Origin of the sequence: Providencia hangzhouensis (genome assembly GCF_029193595.2) — a bacterium.
Lineage (GTDB): Bacteria > Pseudomonadota > Gammaproteobacteria > Enterobacterales > Enterobacteriaceae > Providencia > Providencia hangzhouensis.
This window is the reverse complement of the sequence record NZ_CP135052.1, coordinates 3,740,221-3,755,373: the sequence shown is the minus strand read 5'-3', so window position 1 is coordinate 3,755,373 and position 15,153 is coordinate 3,740,221. Positions and strand designations below refer to the sequence as shown.

Below are 15,153 nucleotides of genomic sequence, written 5' to 3'. Positions count from 1 at the left end.
ATGGTAGGGGGTTTTGTGCTAGGCGGTGCCATGATTGGGGCGGGGATGTTTAGCTTGCCTACTATTATGGCTGGAGCTTGGTTTATTAACTCTGTAGTTATCTTGTTAGTTGTTTGCTTTTTTATGTTTCATTCAGGGATTTATATTTTAGAATGTATATCGAAATATGGAGCAGGAACAAATTACTTTTTTATCTCTAAAGAATTATTACCCAGATGGGCATGCTATATTGCAAATATGGCATTAATATTTGTACTCTACATACTAATTTATGCCTATATATCAGCAGCAGGTTCAGTTATTAAAGAAGCTGCCGCCATTTACGGATACAATATTAATTTAAGATTAATATTTATTATTTTTACATTAATTCTAGGTGCGAGCATCTGGTGGAGTGGTGTAGGGGCAAGTCGTCTAACATCATTATTTTTATTCATTAAAATAATTCTGTTTATTTTAGCTTTCTCCGGTTTATTTTTTATCGTAAAAACAGATTTACTATTAACTTCCCCCGTTGAAGGAGGACAAACAGCGTTATTACCTTTTGTTTTTATTATTATTCCTTATGCAATTACTTCTTTTGGTTATCATGGGAATGTTTGTAGCTTGTATAAGCTGTATCATGAGAATGAAAGAAAGGTCGTTAAAAGTTGTGTTATCGGTTGTGTATTGGCATTGGTGCTCTATTTTCTCTGGATCATGGGGACAATGGGAAATCTGCCGCGGGCAGAGTTTTTAACAATAATTAATAAAGGTGGTAATTTAGATGCTTTTATTGAATCACTATATGCGGTACTGAATAGCAAAAATATTGCGACATTCTTACTGTGGTTCTCTATTAGTGCTGTATTTTGCTCATTCTTAGGTGTTGCAATTGGGTTATTTGATTACATTCTTGCTTCGTTGAATTTTAAGGACAACCCATCAGGTAGAATGAAATCTGCATTATTATGCTTCTTGCCTCCTCTTATTCTTTGCATGTTATTCCCAAATGGTTTTTTAATCGCAATAGCATATGCAGGTATGGCTGCATGTATCTGGGCGATTATTTGCCCTGCAGTTATGGCATTAAAGGTAAGAGAGCGTTTTCCTGATTCGAGATTCAAAGTGTGGGGCGGAAAAGGGTTAATCTATGCCGTTATCGCCTTTGGAGTAGTCGGCATTATTTGCCAATTGTTAGCGCAGTTTAATTTGTTACCGATATACCGTTAATTTTTCAAAATACAAGCTGTAAAATAACTGCAAAGGTACAGTGAGGGTTCGCTGTACCTTTTTTCTATCCAACGATATGGCGGATTGTAGGCTAATATTGAAATATAACGGTTTTTTTAAAGTACATTTTAATATTTTGACCTTGATAAATAATGGGTTTAAAGGCCATTTTTTTAATTGCTTTAACCGCTTCTTCTCTAAAACCTAAATCAGGAATTTTGTTATTTAGTATTTCAACGGATTCAATTTGACCATCTAATCCAACTAATAACCGAATTTGCACTTTAACAACTTTTGTATAGCCTAAGGAACGAGCCTCTTTCGGATACCTAGGAGCCGCATCCTGTAAAATTGTATAGGAAATACCACTCGAACCGAGTGCGGTATAGCTGCCATCACCATTAGCAGCAAATTGGCTATTACCAGATAATCTATTATTCCCTTTACCACTTTGACCACTTTCTGAAGCTGATGGGCTTGTGGAAGATTGATTTTCAGCAGTTGAATGGAGTGGTATTTCTTTAGCTGCTTCTTGTGAGCCTTGCTGCGTTTCATGGCTTATCTTATTGGCAATAAGTTGATTTTCTGTGTTATTTTTAGTGTTATTGTTCAGTAGCTTACTTTGTTCTTTTGGCTTTTTCCCTTGTACGGACTGACTGATTTCCGGTTTTGTTTTTTCTTTTGTTTTTTGTGTGAGTAAAGGCGATTCAACCGTGTTATCAACGGGAACATTCACAGGAATCAATGAATTTTTAAGTTGAGTTTTTGAAGGTATTTCACTTTCATTAGGTTGAGACTTGCTCATCTGCTTCTGTTGGGAAGCAGCTTCAGCCCTTGAAGGGGATTCTGATATAACTTCATGTGATTGCACTTGTTTTTTATTACTCTGCTCTCCTGTGCCCCCTGAGGAGCCCATTTGTCCCCCTAGAGATAGAGTTATCGTTTCCACACCCTCGACTATAGGTACCGCCCTACCTGTTTGTAGGGCGATAAACATAATGGCAATAATATGGATAACGAGTGACAGTGCTAAAGCAAGTTTATAACGAAAAAACGGGTTTATAGTCACTGAAACATTTCCTGTTTTAATCAATAGGTAGCTTTAATGCCTGCAAAAAATGAGCGCTCATTTCCAGGAATTAATGAGCCATAACCTGCGGTAACATAGTCGTAGTAAGTTTTGTTCATTAAGTTAGTGACCCCGCCATATAATTCGATGTGTTCAATCGGCGCGTAACGAACACTGAGGTCAATGAGTTCACGTGATTTAACTACGCCATCTTCTTCTTTATTGGCATCAGAAAGGAAATTATTGTACGAACCATAATAGGTATACTGAATGTCTCCCGATAAATCATCGGTAAAATCGTATTTTACTTTTAGTTTAACGGAGTGCTCTGGCACTTTAGTTAAACCACTTTTCGTGTAATCAATGGTATTTTTGCCGTTTTCTTCCAAAAACTGGCGGCCATGATTGTTATAATCAGAACGTCCTCTGAGCCATGAATATGATTCTTGGAAGGTGAAATTACCGAGCGTTTGTTGGAAGTCAACATCGGCTCCCCAACGGCGAGTTTTCAACAAATTCATTGTCTTAGCATCATTGACACTAGTGAGATAAATACGATTTAGCTGGTTATTCGTATTAGATGTCCAGAATGTGATATTGACAGTACTAAATGCTAATTTATCTCTTAAACCGACCTCAAATAAGTCATATTTCTCATCTTCGGCCTTAGTCGGAGTATAAATTTTCTCACCATTAACGACAGATTGGTCGCTGATTTGCAAGCCATCGGGAAGGGTGTAGCCTCGTTCATATCGCCCATAAATTCGGCCAGTATCGCGATAAAGGTAAGCAAGAGAAAGTTCAGCTGCCGTATTCCAACGGTCTGAAGTGCCAGACCCATTTACTGTGCCACTTTTATCAAATGACCATTCCGACAATTCACGTCTCAACCCTTGAGTAAATACAAATTGATCTGATTTAAGACTGTTAAGAGCATAAATTGCCTTTGTTGTTTTATCATAATCAAAATTATGAGGAACCCCATAATATCGGCCTTTACTATCTTTTTTATAGCTCCCAATATAATGAATAGAAGCCTTTTGTTTGGCATAATCTACGCCAAAAAGTAGATTGCTATCATCGAGATAGCCGATATCTAATTTGATTTTTGTTCCGTGGCTTTTTTGATTAACTTTTTGTTCCCAGTTGGCATTATTAGTATAAAAACCATCAGTGTAGAAAACATCTGTAGCAAAATTGAGTTTTTCCGTAAATGCATTTTGGTAACTTAAATTATAGCTATCGACTTCGCGGTCACCGATCAAATAACCACTGATCGTTTTTTTAATTAGTTTACCATTCTCATCAATACCGACAGTGACGGTTTTGTCTGGTGGAACGTAGTCTTTACCATACTTTTTGATATTACGTGATGTGAGCGTTTTTACGTACTGAGAACTTTCAGTGAGATGACTTCCTCTCAACATGAGGCTTTGATCTGGAGTCAGATCCCATCTACCGCCTAGTGAATAATATTCTGAATTACGGTAGGTATCTTTATAGTAAAGATCACGGTTTAGTTTACTGGCAGTACCTAAAATTGAAAAGGTATCACTCACCCGAGCTCCCAAATTAGCATTTAAGCGATATCCTTCTGAGTTCCATTCAGATAAAACACTTGTTTTGGGATTAGCCATACTTCTCAGGTTTGACGTTATATTAATGACTCCACCTGCAGTCCCTGAGCCGTAAATAACGCTTCCGCCACCGGGAATGATTTCAATACGCTCAAGTTGTTCAACGGGAATAATATCGTAGTTAGTGGTATAAGGGTGATTTGCTAATGTGGTAATTGGAGCCCCATCAAGTAACACTTGTAGATTACGTTGTGAGGTTTCAGCCCCTTGTCCCCGCAAGTCAATATTACCTTGTCCAGAGGTATCGACACTAATACCAGGAACGGATTTAAGCACATCAGAGATTGTGCGGTTTCCTTTGCCTTGAATATCTTCTTTTGAAATAACAATAATTTGTTTGGTGTCTCGTAAACGTTCTATTTCAACATAGTCAGGTCGTGCATAACTATCTTGTAGCTCAATAGCATCAGTTGTTTCTTGAAGTTGTGGTGATTCAAGTTCTTTATTGGCTGCATGTGTCGTAAAAGAAAGTGTTGATAAAATAATGAAACAAATAAAACTTGGCTTAAATTTAACCATATTGTTTCCAACGGAGGAAATGTTTTTCATTGGAGTAGGCTTGCCTTTTGTAATGATAATGCAAATGATAATCAATCTTATTATATTATTGTTAGTTTCAAGATCAATTAATTTAAACAAATTTATTCTGTAGCTAATTATTTGATTTAAGTGAAAATAAGCTGTTGACTTAGCGGAGTGTCTAATTGAGTGGGTAGCAATTTTTGCGCTAGGTTAGGTGTGATAATAGCGATAAGGATGGTTCATTTACCCAGGTTGGATGTTTGCATTTAGCGATCTACTTCAAATTCCTCATATTAATCTCAAATTTTTATTATTCTTTGATTTCCAAAATCAAATAGTAACCCTTTTGAAATATAAGTGCTTTTACTTATTTTGGGTAAAAATCAACCAAATACAGTGGTTAAAATATTTCTCTATAGTGCCGATAAAGTTAAATATCCTTATTTTATCCCAGCGAAAGAGAAATTCTATGCAGAAACTTCGAAATTACTCAATCCGCACTGTGGTCTTCGTATTATTAAGTATCTTGTGCCTGATCTTGGGGGGAACGAATGTATACAGTGGTTGGTCATTATCACGCATTGCTGATGGAAATGATATTGATAGGCAATTGGTGCAACAAATGACCGTCCTTAGTCAAGGAAATGATCAGTATTTTCGTTTTGTCACACGACTAACTCGAGTCATGGAAAGTAAAAGCCAAGGGAAAGATGTGGATTATGCCCCTGTAAAAGAAGCGATGTCCAATATGGGGAAATATTTAGAGCAAATGAAGTCGATTTCTCCTGGACCGATGGATCCTGAAGTATCAGATTTGGTGATCAATAATTGGCAATCACTGCTAGATGATGGCGTCACGCCTCAACTCGCATTGAGTATGGACAACGATTCGGACAAATATTTAGCGCATGCCCATAATGTAACACCTGCATTAAGCCGAGCTTTTGGCGCTTCAATTCAGCAATTTAATCAGACGGCTGATGAATTGATCAGCCATACTCGGCAGAATGTCGATAGCGTGATAGATATTACACAAGTGGTCATGATCGTTACAGCTATATTAGGGATCTTCATGCTCATTTTTACGGATCGCTATATGGCAGAGATGATGCAAAAACCATTAGGGCTACTGAGGCAACATTTTACTCAAATTGCGAAAGGGGATTTAAGCCATCCTGTACAGCCGTTCGGAAATAGCTGTGTAGGAAAATTATTTCCAATACTTGAAGGGATGAGAAAAGATTTAAGTGAATCGGTCAATACAATCCGACAAGGAAGTGAAAATATTTATCTGGGGGCAAGTGAGATTTCAAACGGTAATAGCGATCTTTCATCTCGAACAGAAGAGCAGGCCGCCGCTTTAGAAGAGACGGCTGCGAGTATGGAGGAAATTACCGCTGCAGTTCAACTGAATATGGAAAACACACACCAAGCTAATCAATTAGTAGGCGAAGCGTTCGTGGTCGCTAATAAAGGGAATAGCATTGTTGATTCTGTTGTCGTGACCATGACTGAAATCTCCCAAAGCTCACAAAAAATAGCAGATATTATCAACATGATTAACGATATTAGTTTTCAAACGAATATCTTAGCGCTCAATGCGTCTATCGAAGCGGCTCGTGCTGGTGTGCATGGACGCGGTTTTATGGTAGTCGCTGCGGAAGTGCGCAAGTTAGCGAGCCACAGTGCGGAAGCCGCGATGGAAATTGAACGACTAATTGCCGATTCAGGAGCTTGCGTTCAGAAAGGAACGGGTTTGGTGAATGAAATGGGAAAAACGATGGAGAATATCTTACAGGGAATTAATGAGGTAACAGCAATTATGGAGCAAATCACAGTGGCTTCAGAAGAGCAGAGCAAAGGAATAGCCCAAGTTGGAGTCGCGATTACACAGATGGACGGCGTTACACAGCAAAATGCCTCTTTAGTTGAACAAGTGGCAACTGCAGCTAGTTCATTAGCGGGGCAAACGCAAGAATTACAACAAGCGGTTCAGCAGTTCAATTTATCCATACAAACGGTCTAGCACATTATTTTTGCAAATAAAAAGCCCTCACTGCATCACAGTGAGGGCTCACAAAAACACTGCATTAACCGACTAGGATTAGTTCATGCCGTATTTTTTCAGTTTCTTACGCAGAGTGCCGCGGTTGATACCCATCATCAGGGCTGCACGGGTCTGGTTTCCACGGGTATATTGCATAACCATGTCCAACAAAGGCTGTTCTACTTCAGCCAATACCAGCTCATATAAATCATTAACATCTTGATTATTTAATTGAGCAAAATAGTTCTTCAGTGCTTGCTTAACTGAGTCACGTAACGGTTTTTGAGTTACTTGATCTTGTGAATTTACAGTAGCAACGGTTAGTACGTCAGAATTTACGCGTTGTTCGAACATAGTTCTGTCAGCTCTTATCTTTATTTACGCAAAAATTTTCAAAAAATGCCTCCAACACCTCCAGCTGTTCGCTGGCATCCTCAATGGTGTTGAATGAGCGCCGAAACTGGTCATCAGGTGCATGTTCTTTTAAGTACCAAGAAACATGTTTGCGCGCTATACGGGCTCCTTTGCCTTGACCGTAAAAGTCGTGCAATTCCTGTACATGCGCTAGCATAATACGCTTGACCTCTGCCATTGGCATTGGTGGCAATATTTCACCTGTGTCCAGATAATGCTGGATTTCCCGGAAGATCCAGGGTCTTCCCTGAGCCGCTCTGCCTACCATCAAGGCATCCGCCCCTGTGTAGTCTAAAACAGCTCTGGCTTTTAGCGGGTCAGTAATGTCGCCATTGGCAATAACCGGAATGGTAACAGTCTGCTTAACTGCCCGAATATTGTCATATTCAGCTTCCCCATTAAACAGACAGGCTCTAGTTCTGCCATGAATAGTGAGAGCTTGAATGCCGCAATCTTCGGCCAATTTGGCAATCTCTATGCAGTTTCGCTCTTCAGGTGACCAGCCTGTGCGGATCTTAAGGGTGACAGGCACATCCACTGCTTTGACGACACCTTCAAGAATCGATTTAACGATGTCTGGATAGCGTAGTAGTGCAGAGCCTGCAAGCTTACGATTCACTTTTTTAGCTGGACAGCCCATGTTGATATCGATGATTTGAGCGCCACTCTCAACGTTGATTTGAGCCGCGGCAGCCATTTCATCGGGATCATTGCCAGCTATTTGCACGGAACGAACCCCAAGTTCATCGCGATGAACCATTCTGAGTCTAGATTTGTCGGTCTTCCAAACTTGAGGATTAGAAGAAAGCATCTCTGATACTGTCATCCCAGCACCCATGTCATAACAGAGCGACCTAAACGGTTTATCTGTAATGCCTGCCATGGGGGCAGCAATAAGACAGTTTCTCAACTGATATTGTCCGATTCGCATAACTAAATGGGGGCCATACTGTGACTGCAAGGGCGCGTATATTACGCATTTTTTACGAGATATGAAAGGACAAACTTTGAGCAAACGGTTATTTATCACTAATTTTTTTATCTTGCATCTTTGCAATTATAAAATTAGTTATATTTAACAAATAGTTAAGTAGGTATTATAACGATTTATTAAAATAACTGTTGTGCTGTTCAAATCTCGTGCAGAACAGATTATCGCCAGCTATTGAGCAATATTTGAGCTATAAGATAATCTATTCTGGCGTTGTTTTCAAAGAAATTATTCTCTAATTTTAATAAAAAAACTCATTAAAAATGCTTGACACCCGTAATCCTGCACCATTCTTCTTTTTCAGCAACAGGGTCGATTTCAAAAGTTGAACGATAAGCGTCAGCCACTCCTTCTGCTTGAGTGGCGAGCACGCCAGAAAGACCTAATAACCCACCTGGGCGGGGTAGCACGCTAATCATCGGGGCGAGCTCACGCAATGGGCCAGCAAGGATGTTAGCAACCACGACATCAGCTTGTAAGTCATTAGGCTGGTCTTTTGGTAGGTATAGAGATAAACGCTCTGAAACACCGTTACGTTGCGCATTATCGCGGCTTGCAGTGATAGCTTGAGGGTCGATGTCGATCCCGATCGCATGAGCGGCACCTAATTTTAATGCGGCGATCGCTAAAATCCCAGATCCGCAACCAAAATCGATCACTGTTTTACCTTCTAGATCAAGGCCATCTAACCATTGGAGGCACAATGAGGTGGTTGGATGCGTGCCAGTACCAAAAGCGAGGCCAGGATCTAACATTACGTTGACTGCCGTTGGATCGGGCACATCGCGCCAACTTGGGCAGATCCACAAGCGTTCCCCAAAGCGCATCGGATGAAAGTTATCCATCCATTCTCTTTCCCAATCTTTGTCTTCTAATTGTTCGATTTTATGGATAAAACCTGCACTCAATAGAGGACTATTTTCTAGTTGAGCAACGACAAGTTTCATGTCGGTTTCTGCGTCATATAGACCAATAACATCGGTGTCACCCCAAAGACGCGTTTCCCCCGGAAGCGGCTCAAAAACAGGAGTATCGTGACTGTCTTGAAAGGTGACAGACACAGCACCGCTTTCGATTAACTCATCGCCAAGGGCTTCGGCATCTTTTGCGGTTGAGTTTATTTTGATTTGTATCCAAGGCATTGTTTTTTCTCTTCTAAAATGTTCGTCATTCTTCACGCCATGGCGTTGTTGGCTGCGCTCACTAACCCTAGTCACATATTGGTGTATGCTCCTAGGGATTAGCTCGTTTGCCGCCTATCTATGACGCGAATTATCTAGAGCATTGCATTTGTTCATTTACATTAGGTAACGCCAAATTCACCTATCAGTAGATAGGAATCAGTGAGTGCTAGTTACCTGTTCGTTTGCTGGTGATTGTACTGGATTTCTGCCAAAAAGATTACCTAGAAGGAAGGCAACAAGGCTAAAAACCAGTGAGGGAACGATGGCATGGAAACCCATGATCTCAATTTTAAAGCTAGCCAGTGTGGCATAACTGACGCCTCCGATGACCATACCACTGATAGCACCTGTTCCATTGGCTTTTTCCCAGTAGAGCCCGAGGACTAATGGCCACAAGAAAACAGCTTCTAAACCACCAAAAGCCAGTAAATTCAGCCAGATAATCATCTGAGGCGGGTTCCATGCTGCAACTAAAAGCAATGCACCTAAGACCAAAGTGGAAAAGCTAGAGATCCGTGCAAGACGCTTTTCATTTTTGATTTGTGTTGGCATGGTATTCAGATAGATATCTTTTACGATGGTTGCCGAGGACTGTAGTAGTTGTGCGTTGATCGTTGACATAATTGCGGCCATCGGTGCCGCTAAGAAAATTCCCGCTGCAAATGGTGGTAGAACTTGTACCATCAAAGTAGGGATCACTTGGTCTGGGATTGTGAGGTCAGGTAAAATTGCACGACCGAGAGCTCCCGCAAAGTGCATACCAAACATCAGTATCGCCATGACGATGGTTCCCAAAATAATACCTCGATGAACTGCTTTACTGTCTTTATATGAAATACAACGTACCGCAGTATGAGGTAAACCAATCACCCCAAAACAGACTAAAACCCAAAACGAAGCTAAAAATGGCCCGCTTAAAATGTCATCTGCACCTTCAGGCGAAACCAATTTTGGGTCTATGGTATGCATTTTTTCTATGGCTGCGGGTAAACCACCTGCATGGTAAATAATTGCAACCAGCAGGATCACCGTACCTAAAAGCATCACTAGGCCTTGCAGTGCGTCATTCAGGACGCTGGCTCTAAACCCACCAATTGCGGTATAGAGTGCGATAGATACCCCAAAAATTATTAACCCGTAAGTATATGGAATACCTGCTGCTGTTTCTAATAAGCGCGCACCACCAATAAATTGCACTGTCATCGCGCCAAAAAAGGCAATGAGTAGGCTAACACTGGCAAACCACACTAAAAACCGACTTTGGTAGCGTGCATACAGCATATCGTTGAGTGTAACGGCATTATAGCGACGCGCCAAAATAGCAAATTTTTTACCTAGCACGCCGAGGGAAAGCCAAATCGCGGGGAGTTGGATCATCGCCAATAGCACCCAACCTAGGCCATATTTATAGGCAGCTCCCGGCCCTCCAATAAAAGAACTCGCACTGATATAGGTTGCTGTGATGGTCATCGCAAGGACAAACCCGCCCATTGAACGATTACCTAAAAAGTATTCATTTAAAAACTCGCCTTTTGTTCGTTTTTTATATGCATAAATGGATAGCAAAAAGACGAGAGCTAGGTAGCCGACGAGAGGCAGGAGAACTTCAATCTGCATCATTCTCCTCCAAAGAGATGTCTTTAAAAATCAGTTTAACCATCATAATGCAGAGCAAAATAAAAATGATGGGTAAGATGAGACAAGACCATTCAAACCACAGTGGTAGCCCTGTAATTCCAAGCGTGTTGTCCGGTAGGTAGGCACTAATAACCCAGCCGACCAGATAGGCGATAGTCAAATAAAATGACCAGCGCGCTTCTTTATTTGATTGAAGAAAACGTTTATCCACCCGTTATTCCCCTTCATTCCCATAAAAATAATCAGCAATTGTACGATAATCTGTGGACTGAGTGTGAAAAATACCAGAAGAAAAGTGCACTAAAGCGTATTTAACACAAAAAAATACCGTAACGCAGGGCGTTACGGTATCGATTGACGATAAGTTAAACAGGTTATCGCTGACTTATTCAGCAATACCCAGTTTTTTCTCTAAATAGTGGATATTAGTTCCACCTTTTTGGAAGTTTTCATCGTTCATAATCATTTGGTGCAATTCAATATTGGTTTTAATACCATCGACGATTAATTCGTTTAACGCATTTTTCATACGAGAAATAGCGATTTCACGAGTTTCACCATAGGTAATTAATTTACCAATCATTGAGTCATAATACGGAGGTACAGTGTAGCCTGCGTAAATATGAGATTCCCAACGTACGCCAAAACCACCAGGTGAGTGGAAACGGGTGATTTTACCCGGGCTTGGGATGAAAGTATTCGGGTCTTCTGCGTTGATACGGCACTCAACAGCATGGCCATGCACCACGATATCTTCTTGCTTCACAGATAATGGTAACCCAGAGGCAACACGCAGTTGCTCTTTAATTAAGTCTACACCAGTGATCATTTCAGTTACTGGGTGTTCAACTTGAATACGGGTATTCATTTCAATGAAGTAGAACTCACCGTTTTCGAATAAAAATTCGAAGGTACCTGCACCGCGATAACCGATTTCAATACATGCATTAGCACAGCGCTCACCGATATTACGGCGAATTTCAGGCGTAATACCCGGTGCTGGTGCTTCTTCAACCACTTTTTGGTGGCGACGTTGCATTGAACAGTCACGCTCAGCCAAGTAAACCGCATGGCCTTGGCCATCAGCCATGACTTGAATTTCAATATGACGTGGGTTTTCAAGGAATTTTTCCATGTAAACCATATCATTATTAAAAGCGGATTTCGCTTCAGCACGTGTCAGGTTGATCGAAGATTCTAAATCTTTCTCATTGCGTACGACACGCATACCACGACCACCACCACCACCAGATGCTTTGATGATGACAGGGAAGCCGATACGTTTTGCGATGGCTTTATTTTTTTCAGTGTCGTTCCCTAATGGGCCATCAGAACCCGGAACACAAGGTACACCGGCTTTTTTCATCGCGTTAATTGCAGAAACTTTATCACCCATTAGGCGGATGGTTTCAGCTTTTGGACCGATAAAAACAAAACCAGAGTTTTCAACTTGTTCTGCAAAATCTGCGTTTTCAGCCAAGAAACCATATCCTGGGTGAATCGCTTGCGCACCTGAAATTTCCGCTGCGGAGATAATCGCAGGGATATTTAAGTAACTTTTCGCTGATGCTGCTGGGCCGATACAAATTGTTTCATCAGCCAGTAACACGTGTTTTAGATCGCTATCTGCCGTAGAGTGAACCGCTACTGTTTTGATGCCGAGTTCTTTACAGGCACGCAAAATACGTAATGCGATTTCTCCGCGGTTAGCAATAACAATTTTTTCCAGCATGGAAACGCCTCGTTATTCGATGACAACTAATGGCTCGTCAAATTCTACTGCATCACCGTTTTGCAACAGAATGGCTTTAACAACGCCTGCTTTATCTGCTTCGATTTGGTTCATCATTTTCATCGCTTCAACGATGCAAAGTGGGTCACCAACGCTGACCGTTTGACCAATCTCAACGAATGGTTTCGCTTCTGGGCTTGGCGCGCGGTAGAAAGTACCGACCATTGGTGAGCGAACCTGGTGACCAGCAACCGCAGCAGGTGCAGCTGGCGCTACCATAGCTTCAGATGGTGCAACCGCATTAGCCAAAGCAGGTTGTTGTGCAACCGGTGCTGAGTAATATTGTTGAGGTGCAGCCATAACCTGGGAAGCAGGTGAAACGCGGCTGATACGTACTGACTCTTCACCTTCAGAAATTTCCAGTTCAGAAATGCCAGACTCTTCGACCAGCTCGATCAGCTTTTTAATTTTACGAATATCCATGGATATGATTCCGTACTCTTATATTTGGATTGAATTAATTAGGCGCAGACGGTTAACCGCTGCCTGTAAAGCAAAACTATAACCATCAGCACCTAGACCACAAATTACACCGATTGCTTTATCGGAGAAATAAGAATGTTGGCGAAATGATTCCCTAGCGTGCACATTAGACAAGTGGATCTCGATAAACGGGATACTCACCGCGAGTAATGCATCACGTAGTGCAACACTGGTATGTGTGAATGCAGCCGGATTGATGAGAATAAAATCAACATCATGACGTGCAGCATGAATTTTATCGATTAGTTCAAATTCTGCGTTTGACTGAAAATGACTCAATTTTACCCCTAACTGGCTAGCCTCTGACTCCAGCTTGGATACGATATCGGCAAGAGTTTGGTTGCCGTATTTATCGGGTTCCCGTGTACCTAGCAGGTTTAGGTTTGGCCCATTCAAGAGTAAAATGTGAATATCTTCTGCCATTATGCTGCTAACTCCGACGATATTATCAATAGCCCGACAACATAACGCGATGCTAAGCGTTTGTCATCTTTTATCATAAAAATAAATGGATTTTCTACTGACAAGGTTCGTCATTATAATTATTTCGTGACATATAGCAGCAAAATACTGGTCTTATCAGAGAAAATACCCGAATTTATTTTAGAAAATGTGCGGTAATCCCTATTTAGGCGAAAGTACCGCAATAAATTGGTGACTAACCTCGCAGGTTGACTAGCGTACGCCCAGTCACTTCATTTTTTAAGAGTTTTTTTGCATATTCGACAGAATCTTCTAATTTAATCTCATTGCTGACTTGCTCATAGAAAGACGGAGGTAGAAGTTCCGCGAGTCGTTGCCATACTTTAGGGCGATTTGCGGCAGGGTAGTAAACCGAATCTACACCTTGTAGGCGGACATTACGTAAAATAAATGGCATGACACTGGTTGGTAAGTCGAAGCCACCCGCTAAGCCGCAGGCGGCAACAGTCCCATTATAGTGTGTTTGCGCAAGAAGATTAGCGAGTAATTCACCACCTACTGTATCAATCGCACCCGCCCACAACTGTTTGTCTAATGGTTTAGCAGGATGAGTGAAATCACTACGAGGTAATACTCTCTTGGCACCTAAACTTTGCAGGTAGCTGCTGTTTTCTTCACGACCTGAAATCGCGACAACCTCATAACCTAATAAAGAGAGTAATTGCACGGCAGTACTACCTACACCACCGCTTGCACCACTTACGATGACTTCGCCTTTATCAGGAGTTACACCAGCTTCTTCTAGGGCATTTACACAGAGCATTGCTGTAAAGCCGGCGGTGCCAATAACCATCGCTTGTTTTAAGGACAAATTTTCTGGAAGAGGGGTTAAATACTTTGCGGGGACTCTTGCTTGAGAGGCTAACCCGCCCCAATGCGTTTCACCCACCCCCCATCCAGTCAGTAGTACATGTTGGCCAACTTGGAAACGAGGGTCTTCACTGTGGTGGATCACACCTGAAAAATCGATACCGGGTACCATCGGGTATTGGCGAACAACGCCCGCTTTTCCACAAATAGCTAATGCATCTTTATAATTAAGTGTAGACCAATAAATATCGACTATAATATCTCCGGCTGGAAGCATTTCTGTAGTTAATGGTTGAATGCCAGAGACGATTTTTTCGTCAGTTTGTTGTAGGACGAGAGCTTTCATCTTTCACTCCTATATAATGATTAAATATGTATTTTGAAAATGACTAAAATTTGAGTGTATTTCATTGACGTAGTAACAGTATTTAAGCTATTAATATTGTAATTAATTTGTAAAAATTTATTTTTTTCTGGCATAAATAGGCTTTTATCATGCAAAATATCGCATCTTGACGGATTCATTTTGCATATTGACATAAATTTGCCGCGTTTCTGGTAGATAATAGAGCGAACACTCAGCGAATTCACCCAATTTGTATTGGAAATAGCCAGTGTGTAGCAATAATAAAAAGAACTAAATAATATTTGAACTTGTTGCCATAATAGCTTGTCACACTGGGAAGAAAAGGATGGAGTATATAACAGCCAAAGAATAGGTGTTTTTTTGTGTGATTTTATCCTGTAGGTAAATAATACAATTAATATCTGTTTTTGGGGTTTTTATCTGCTTCGTTTAGATAAGAAGCATGTACAGTACGGTACGTGAAAAATAGATGAATTAACCATATTTTAGAAGCAGCTCATTAAC

Annotated in this window: 13 protein-coding genes; 2 read left to right on the top strand and 11 right to left on the bottom strand. The window is 41.0% G+C overall.

The genetic code is table 11. The features are described from left to right. Positions 1-30: 30 nt before the first annotated feature. Positions 31-1,212 carry an aromatic amino acid transporter gene (locus PZ638_RS17140; RefSeq protein ID WP_239442687.1) on the top strand — a complete coding sequence of 394 codons (1,182 nt, stop codon included), beginning with the start codon at positions 31-33 and terminating at the stop codon, positions 1,210-1,212. Between the two features lie 91 nt (positions 1,213-1,303). Here PZ638_RS17140 and PZ638_RS17135 read toward each other — a convergent pair whose 3' ends face one another. Then, positions 1,304-2,281 (bottom strand): energy transducer TonB, encoded by a 978-nt coding sequence (locus tag PZ638_RS17135; RefSeq protein WP_164456027.1) that lies wholly within the window; start codon positions 2,279-2,281, stop codon positions 1,304-1,306. A 20-nt stretch (positions 2,282-2,301) separates the two neighbouring features. After that, complete coding sequence (locus tag PZ638_RS17130) at positions 2,302-4,437, bottom strand: TonB-dependent receptor (RefSeq protein ID WP_232368723.1); 2,136 nt, start codon at positions 4,435-4,437, stop codon at positions 2,302-2,304. Positions 4,438-4,909: 472 nt separating this feature from the next. Here PZ638_RS17130 and PZ638_RS17125 point away from each other — a divergent pair, with 472 nt between their 5' ends. Then, positions 4,910-6,466, top strand: a complete 1,557-nt coding sequence (locus PZ638_RS17125; protein ID WP_094961487.1) for a methyl-accepting chemotaxis protein — start codon at positions 4,910-4,912, stop codon at positions 6,464-6,466. Between the two features lie 78 nt (positions 6,467-6,544). Here the strand turns inward: PZ638_RS17125 and fis are convergent, their stop codons facing one another. The 9 genes from fis to acuI all read right to left on the bottom strand — a co-directional run bounded on the left by fis (position 6,545) and on the right by acuI (position 14,628). Beyond that, positions 6,545-6,841: a DNA-binding transcriptional regulator Fis gene (gene fis, locus PZ638_RS17120; protein ID WP_004258438.1), complete on the bottom strand. Its 297-nt coding sequence runs from the start codon at positions 6,839-6,841 to the stop codon at positions 6,545-6,547. 7 nt (positions 6,842-6,848) lie between these two features. Beyond that, positions 6,849-7,832: a tRNA dihydrouridine synthase DusB gene (gene dusB / locus PZ638_RS17115; protein WP_004258432.1), complete on the bottom strand. Its 984-nt coding sequence runs from the start codon at positions 7,830-7,832 to the stop codon at positions 6,849-6,851. Positions 7,833-8,149: 317 nt separating this feature from the next. Next, positions 8,150-9,034, bottom strand: coding sequence for a 50S ribosomal protein L11 methyltransferase (gene prmA / locus PZ638_RS17110; protein WP_094961533.1), 885 nt, complete (start codon positions 9,032-9,034; stop codon positions 8,150-8,152). Positions 9,035-9,232: 198 nt separating this feature from the next. After that, complete coding sequence (panF, locus tag PZ638_RS17105; protein ID WP_206277226.1) at positions 9,233-10,693, bottom strand: sodium/pantothenate symporter; 1,461 nt, start codon at positions 10,691-10,693, stop codon at positions 9,233-9,235. Beyond that, positions 10,683-10,925, bottom strand: a complete 243-nt coding sequence (locus PZ638_RS17100; RefSeq protein ID WP_004258419.1) for a DUF997 family protein — start codon at positions 10,923-10,925, stop codon at positions 10,683-10,685. Before PZ638_RS17100 ends, panF begins: the two co-directional genes overlap by 11 nt. Before the next feature lie 174 nt (positions 10,926-11,099). Next, on the bottom strand, positions 11,100-12,446 hold the full coding sequence (accC, locus tag PZ638_RS17095) for an acetyl-CoA carboxylase biotin carboxylase subunit (RefSeq protein ID WP_004258411.1): 1,347 nt from the start codon (positions 12,444-12,446) through the stop codon (positions 11,100-11,102). Between the two features lie 12 nt (positions 12,447-12,458). Continuing rightward, entirely contained in the window at positions 12,459-12,929 is a 471-nt protein-coding gene (accB, locus tag PZ638_RS17090) for an acetyl-CoA carboxylase biotin carboxyl carrier protein (RefSeq protein ID WP_004258405.1), read from the bottom strand. An 18-nt stretch (positions 12,930-12,947) separates the two neighbouring features. After that, on the bottom strand, positions 12,948-13,412 hold the full coding sequence (aroQ, locus tag PZ638_RS17085) for a type II 3-dehydroquinate dehydratase (RefSeq protein ID WP_004258402.1): 465 nt from the start codon (positions 13,410-13,412) through the stop codon (positions 12,948-12,950). Between the two features lie 235 nt (positions 13,413-13,647). Further along, a complete protein-coding gene (acuI, locus tag PZ638_RS17080) occupies positions 13,648-14,628 on the bottom strand; it encodes an acrylyl-CoA reductase (NADPH) (protein ID WP_110591209.1) in 981 nt (326 codons plus the stop codon). Positions 14,629-15,153: the final 525 nt, after the last annotated feature.

What these genes read in the sequence shown, in the direction of transcription:
- PZ638_RS17125 (WP_094961487.1), top strand. Translation starts at nt 4,910, where the DNA reads ATGCAGAAACTTCGAAATTACTCAATCCGCACTGTGGTCTTCGTATTA.
- acuI (WP_110591209.1), bottom strand. Translation starts at nt 14,628, where the DNA reads ATGAAAGCTCTCGTCCTACAACAAACTGACGAAAAAATCGTCTCTGGC.
- dusB (WP_004258432.1), bottom strand. Translation starts at nt 7,832, where the DNA reads ATGCGAATCGGACAATATCAGTTGAGAAACTGTCTTATTGCTGCCCCC.
- prmA (WP_094961533.1), bottom strand. Translation starts at nt 9,034, where the DNA reads ATGCCTTGGATACAAATCAAAATAAACTCAACCGCAAAAGATGCCGAA.
- PZ638_RS17140 (WP_239442687.1), top strand. Translation starts at nt 31, where the DNA reads ATGATTGGGGCGGGGATGTTTAGCTTGCCTACTATTATGGCTGGAGCT.
- panF (WP_206277226.1), bottom strand. Translation starts at nt 10,693, where the DNA reads ATGCAGATTGAAGTTCTCCTGCCTCTCGTCGGCTACCTAGCTCTCGTC.
- accB (WP_004258405.1), bottom strand. Translation starts at nt 12,929, where the DNA reads ATGGATATTCGTAAAATTAAAAAGCTGATCGAGCTGGTCGAAGAGTCT.
- accC (WP_004258411.1), bottom strand. Translation starts at nt 12,446, where the DNA reads ATGCTGGAAAAAATTGTTATTGCTAACCGCGGAGAAATCGCATTACGT.
- PZ638_RS17130 (WP_232368723.1), bottom strand. Translation starts at nt 4,437, where the DNA reads ATGGTTAAATTTAAGCCAAGTTTTATTTGTTTCATTATTTTATCAACA.
- aroQ (WP_004258402.1), bottom strand. Translation starts at nt 13,412, where the DNA reads ATGGCAGAAGATATTCACATTTTACTCTTGAATGGGCCAAACCTAAAC.
- fis (WP_004258438.1), bottom strand. Translation starts at nt 6,841, where the DNA reads ATGTTCGAACAACGCGTAAATTCTGACGTACTAACCGTTGCTACTGTA.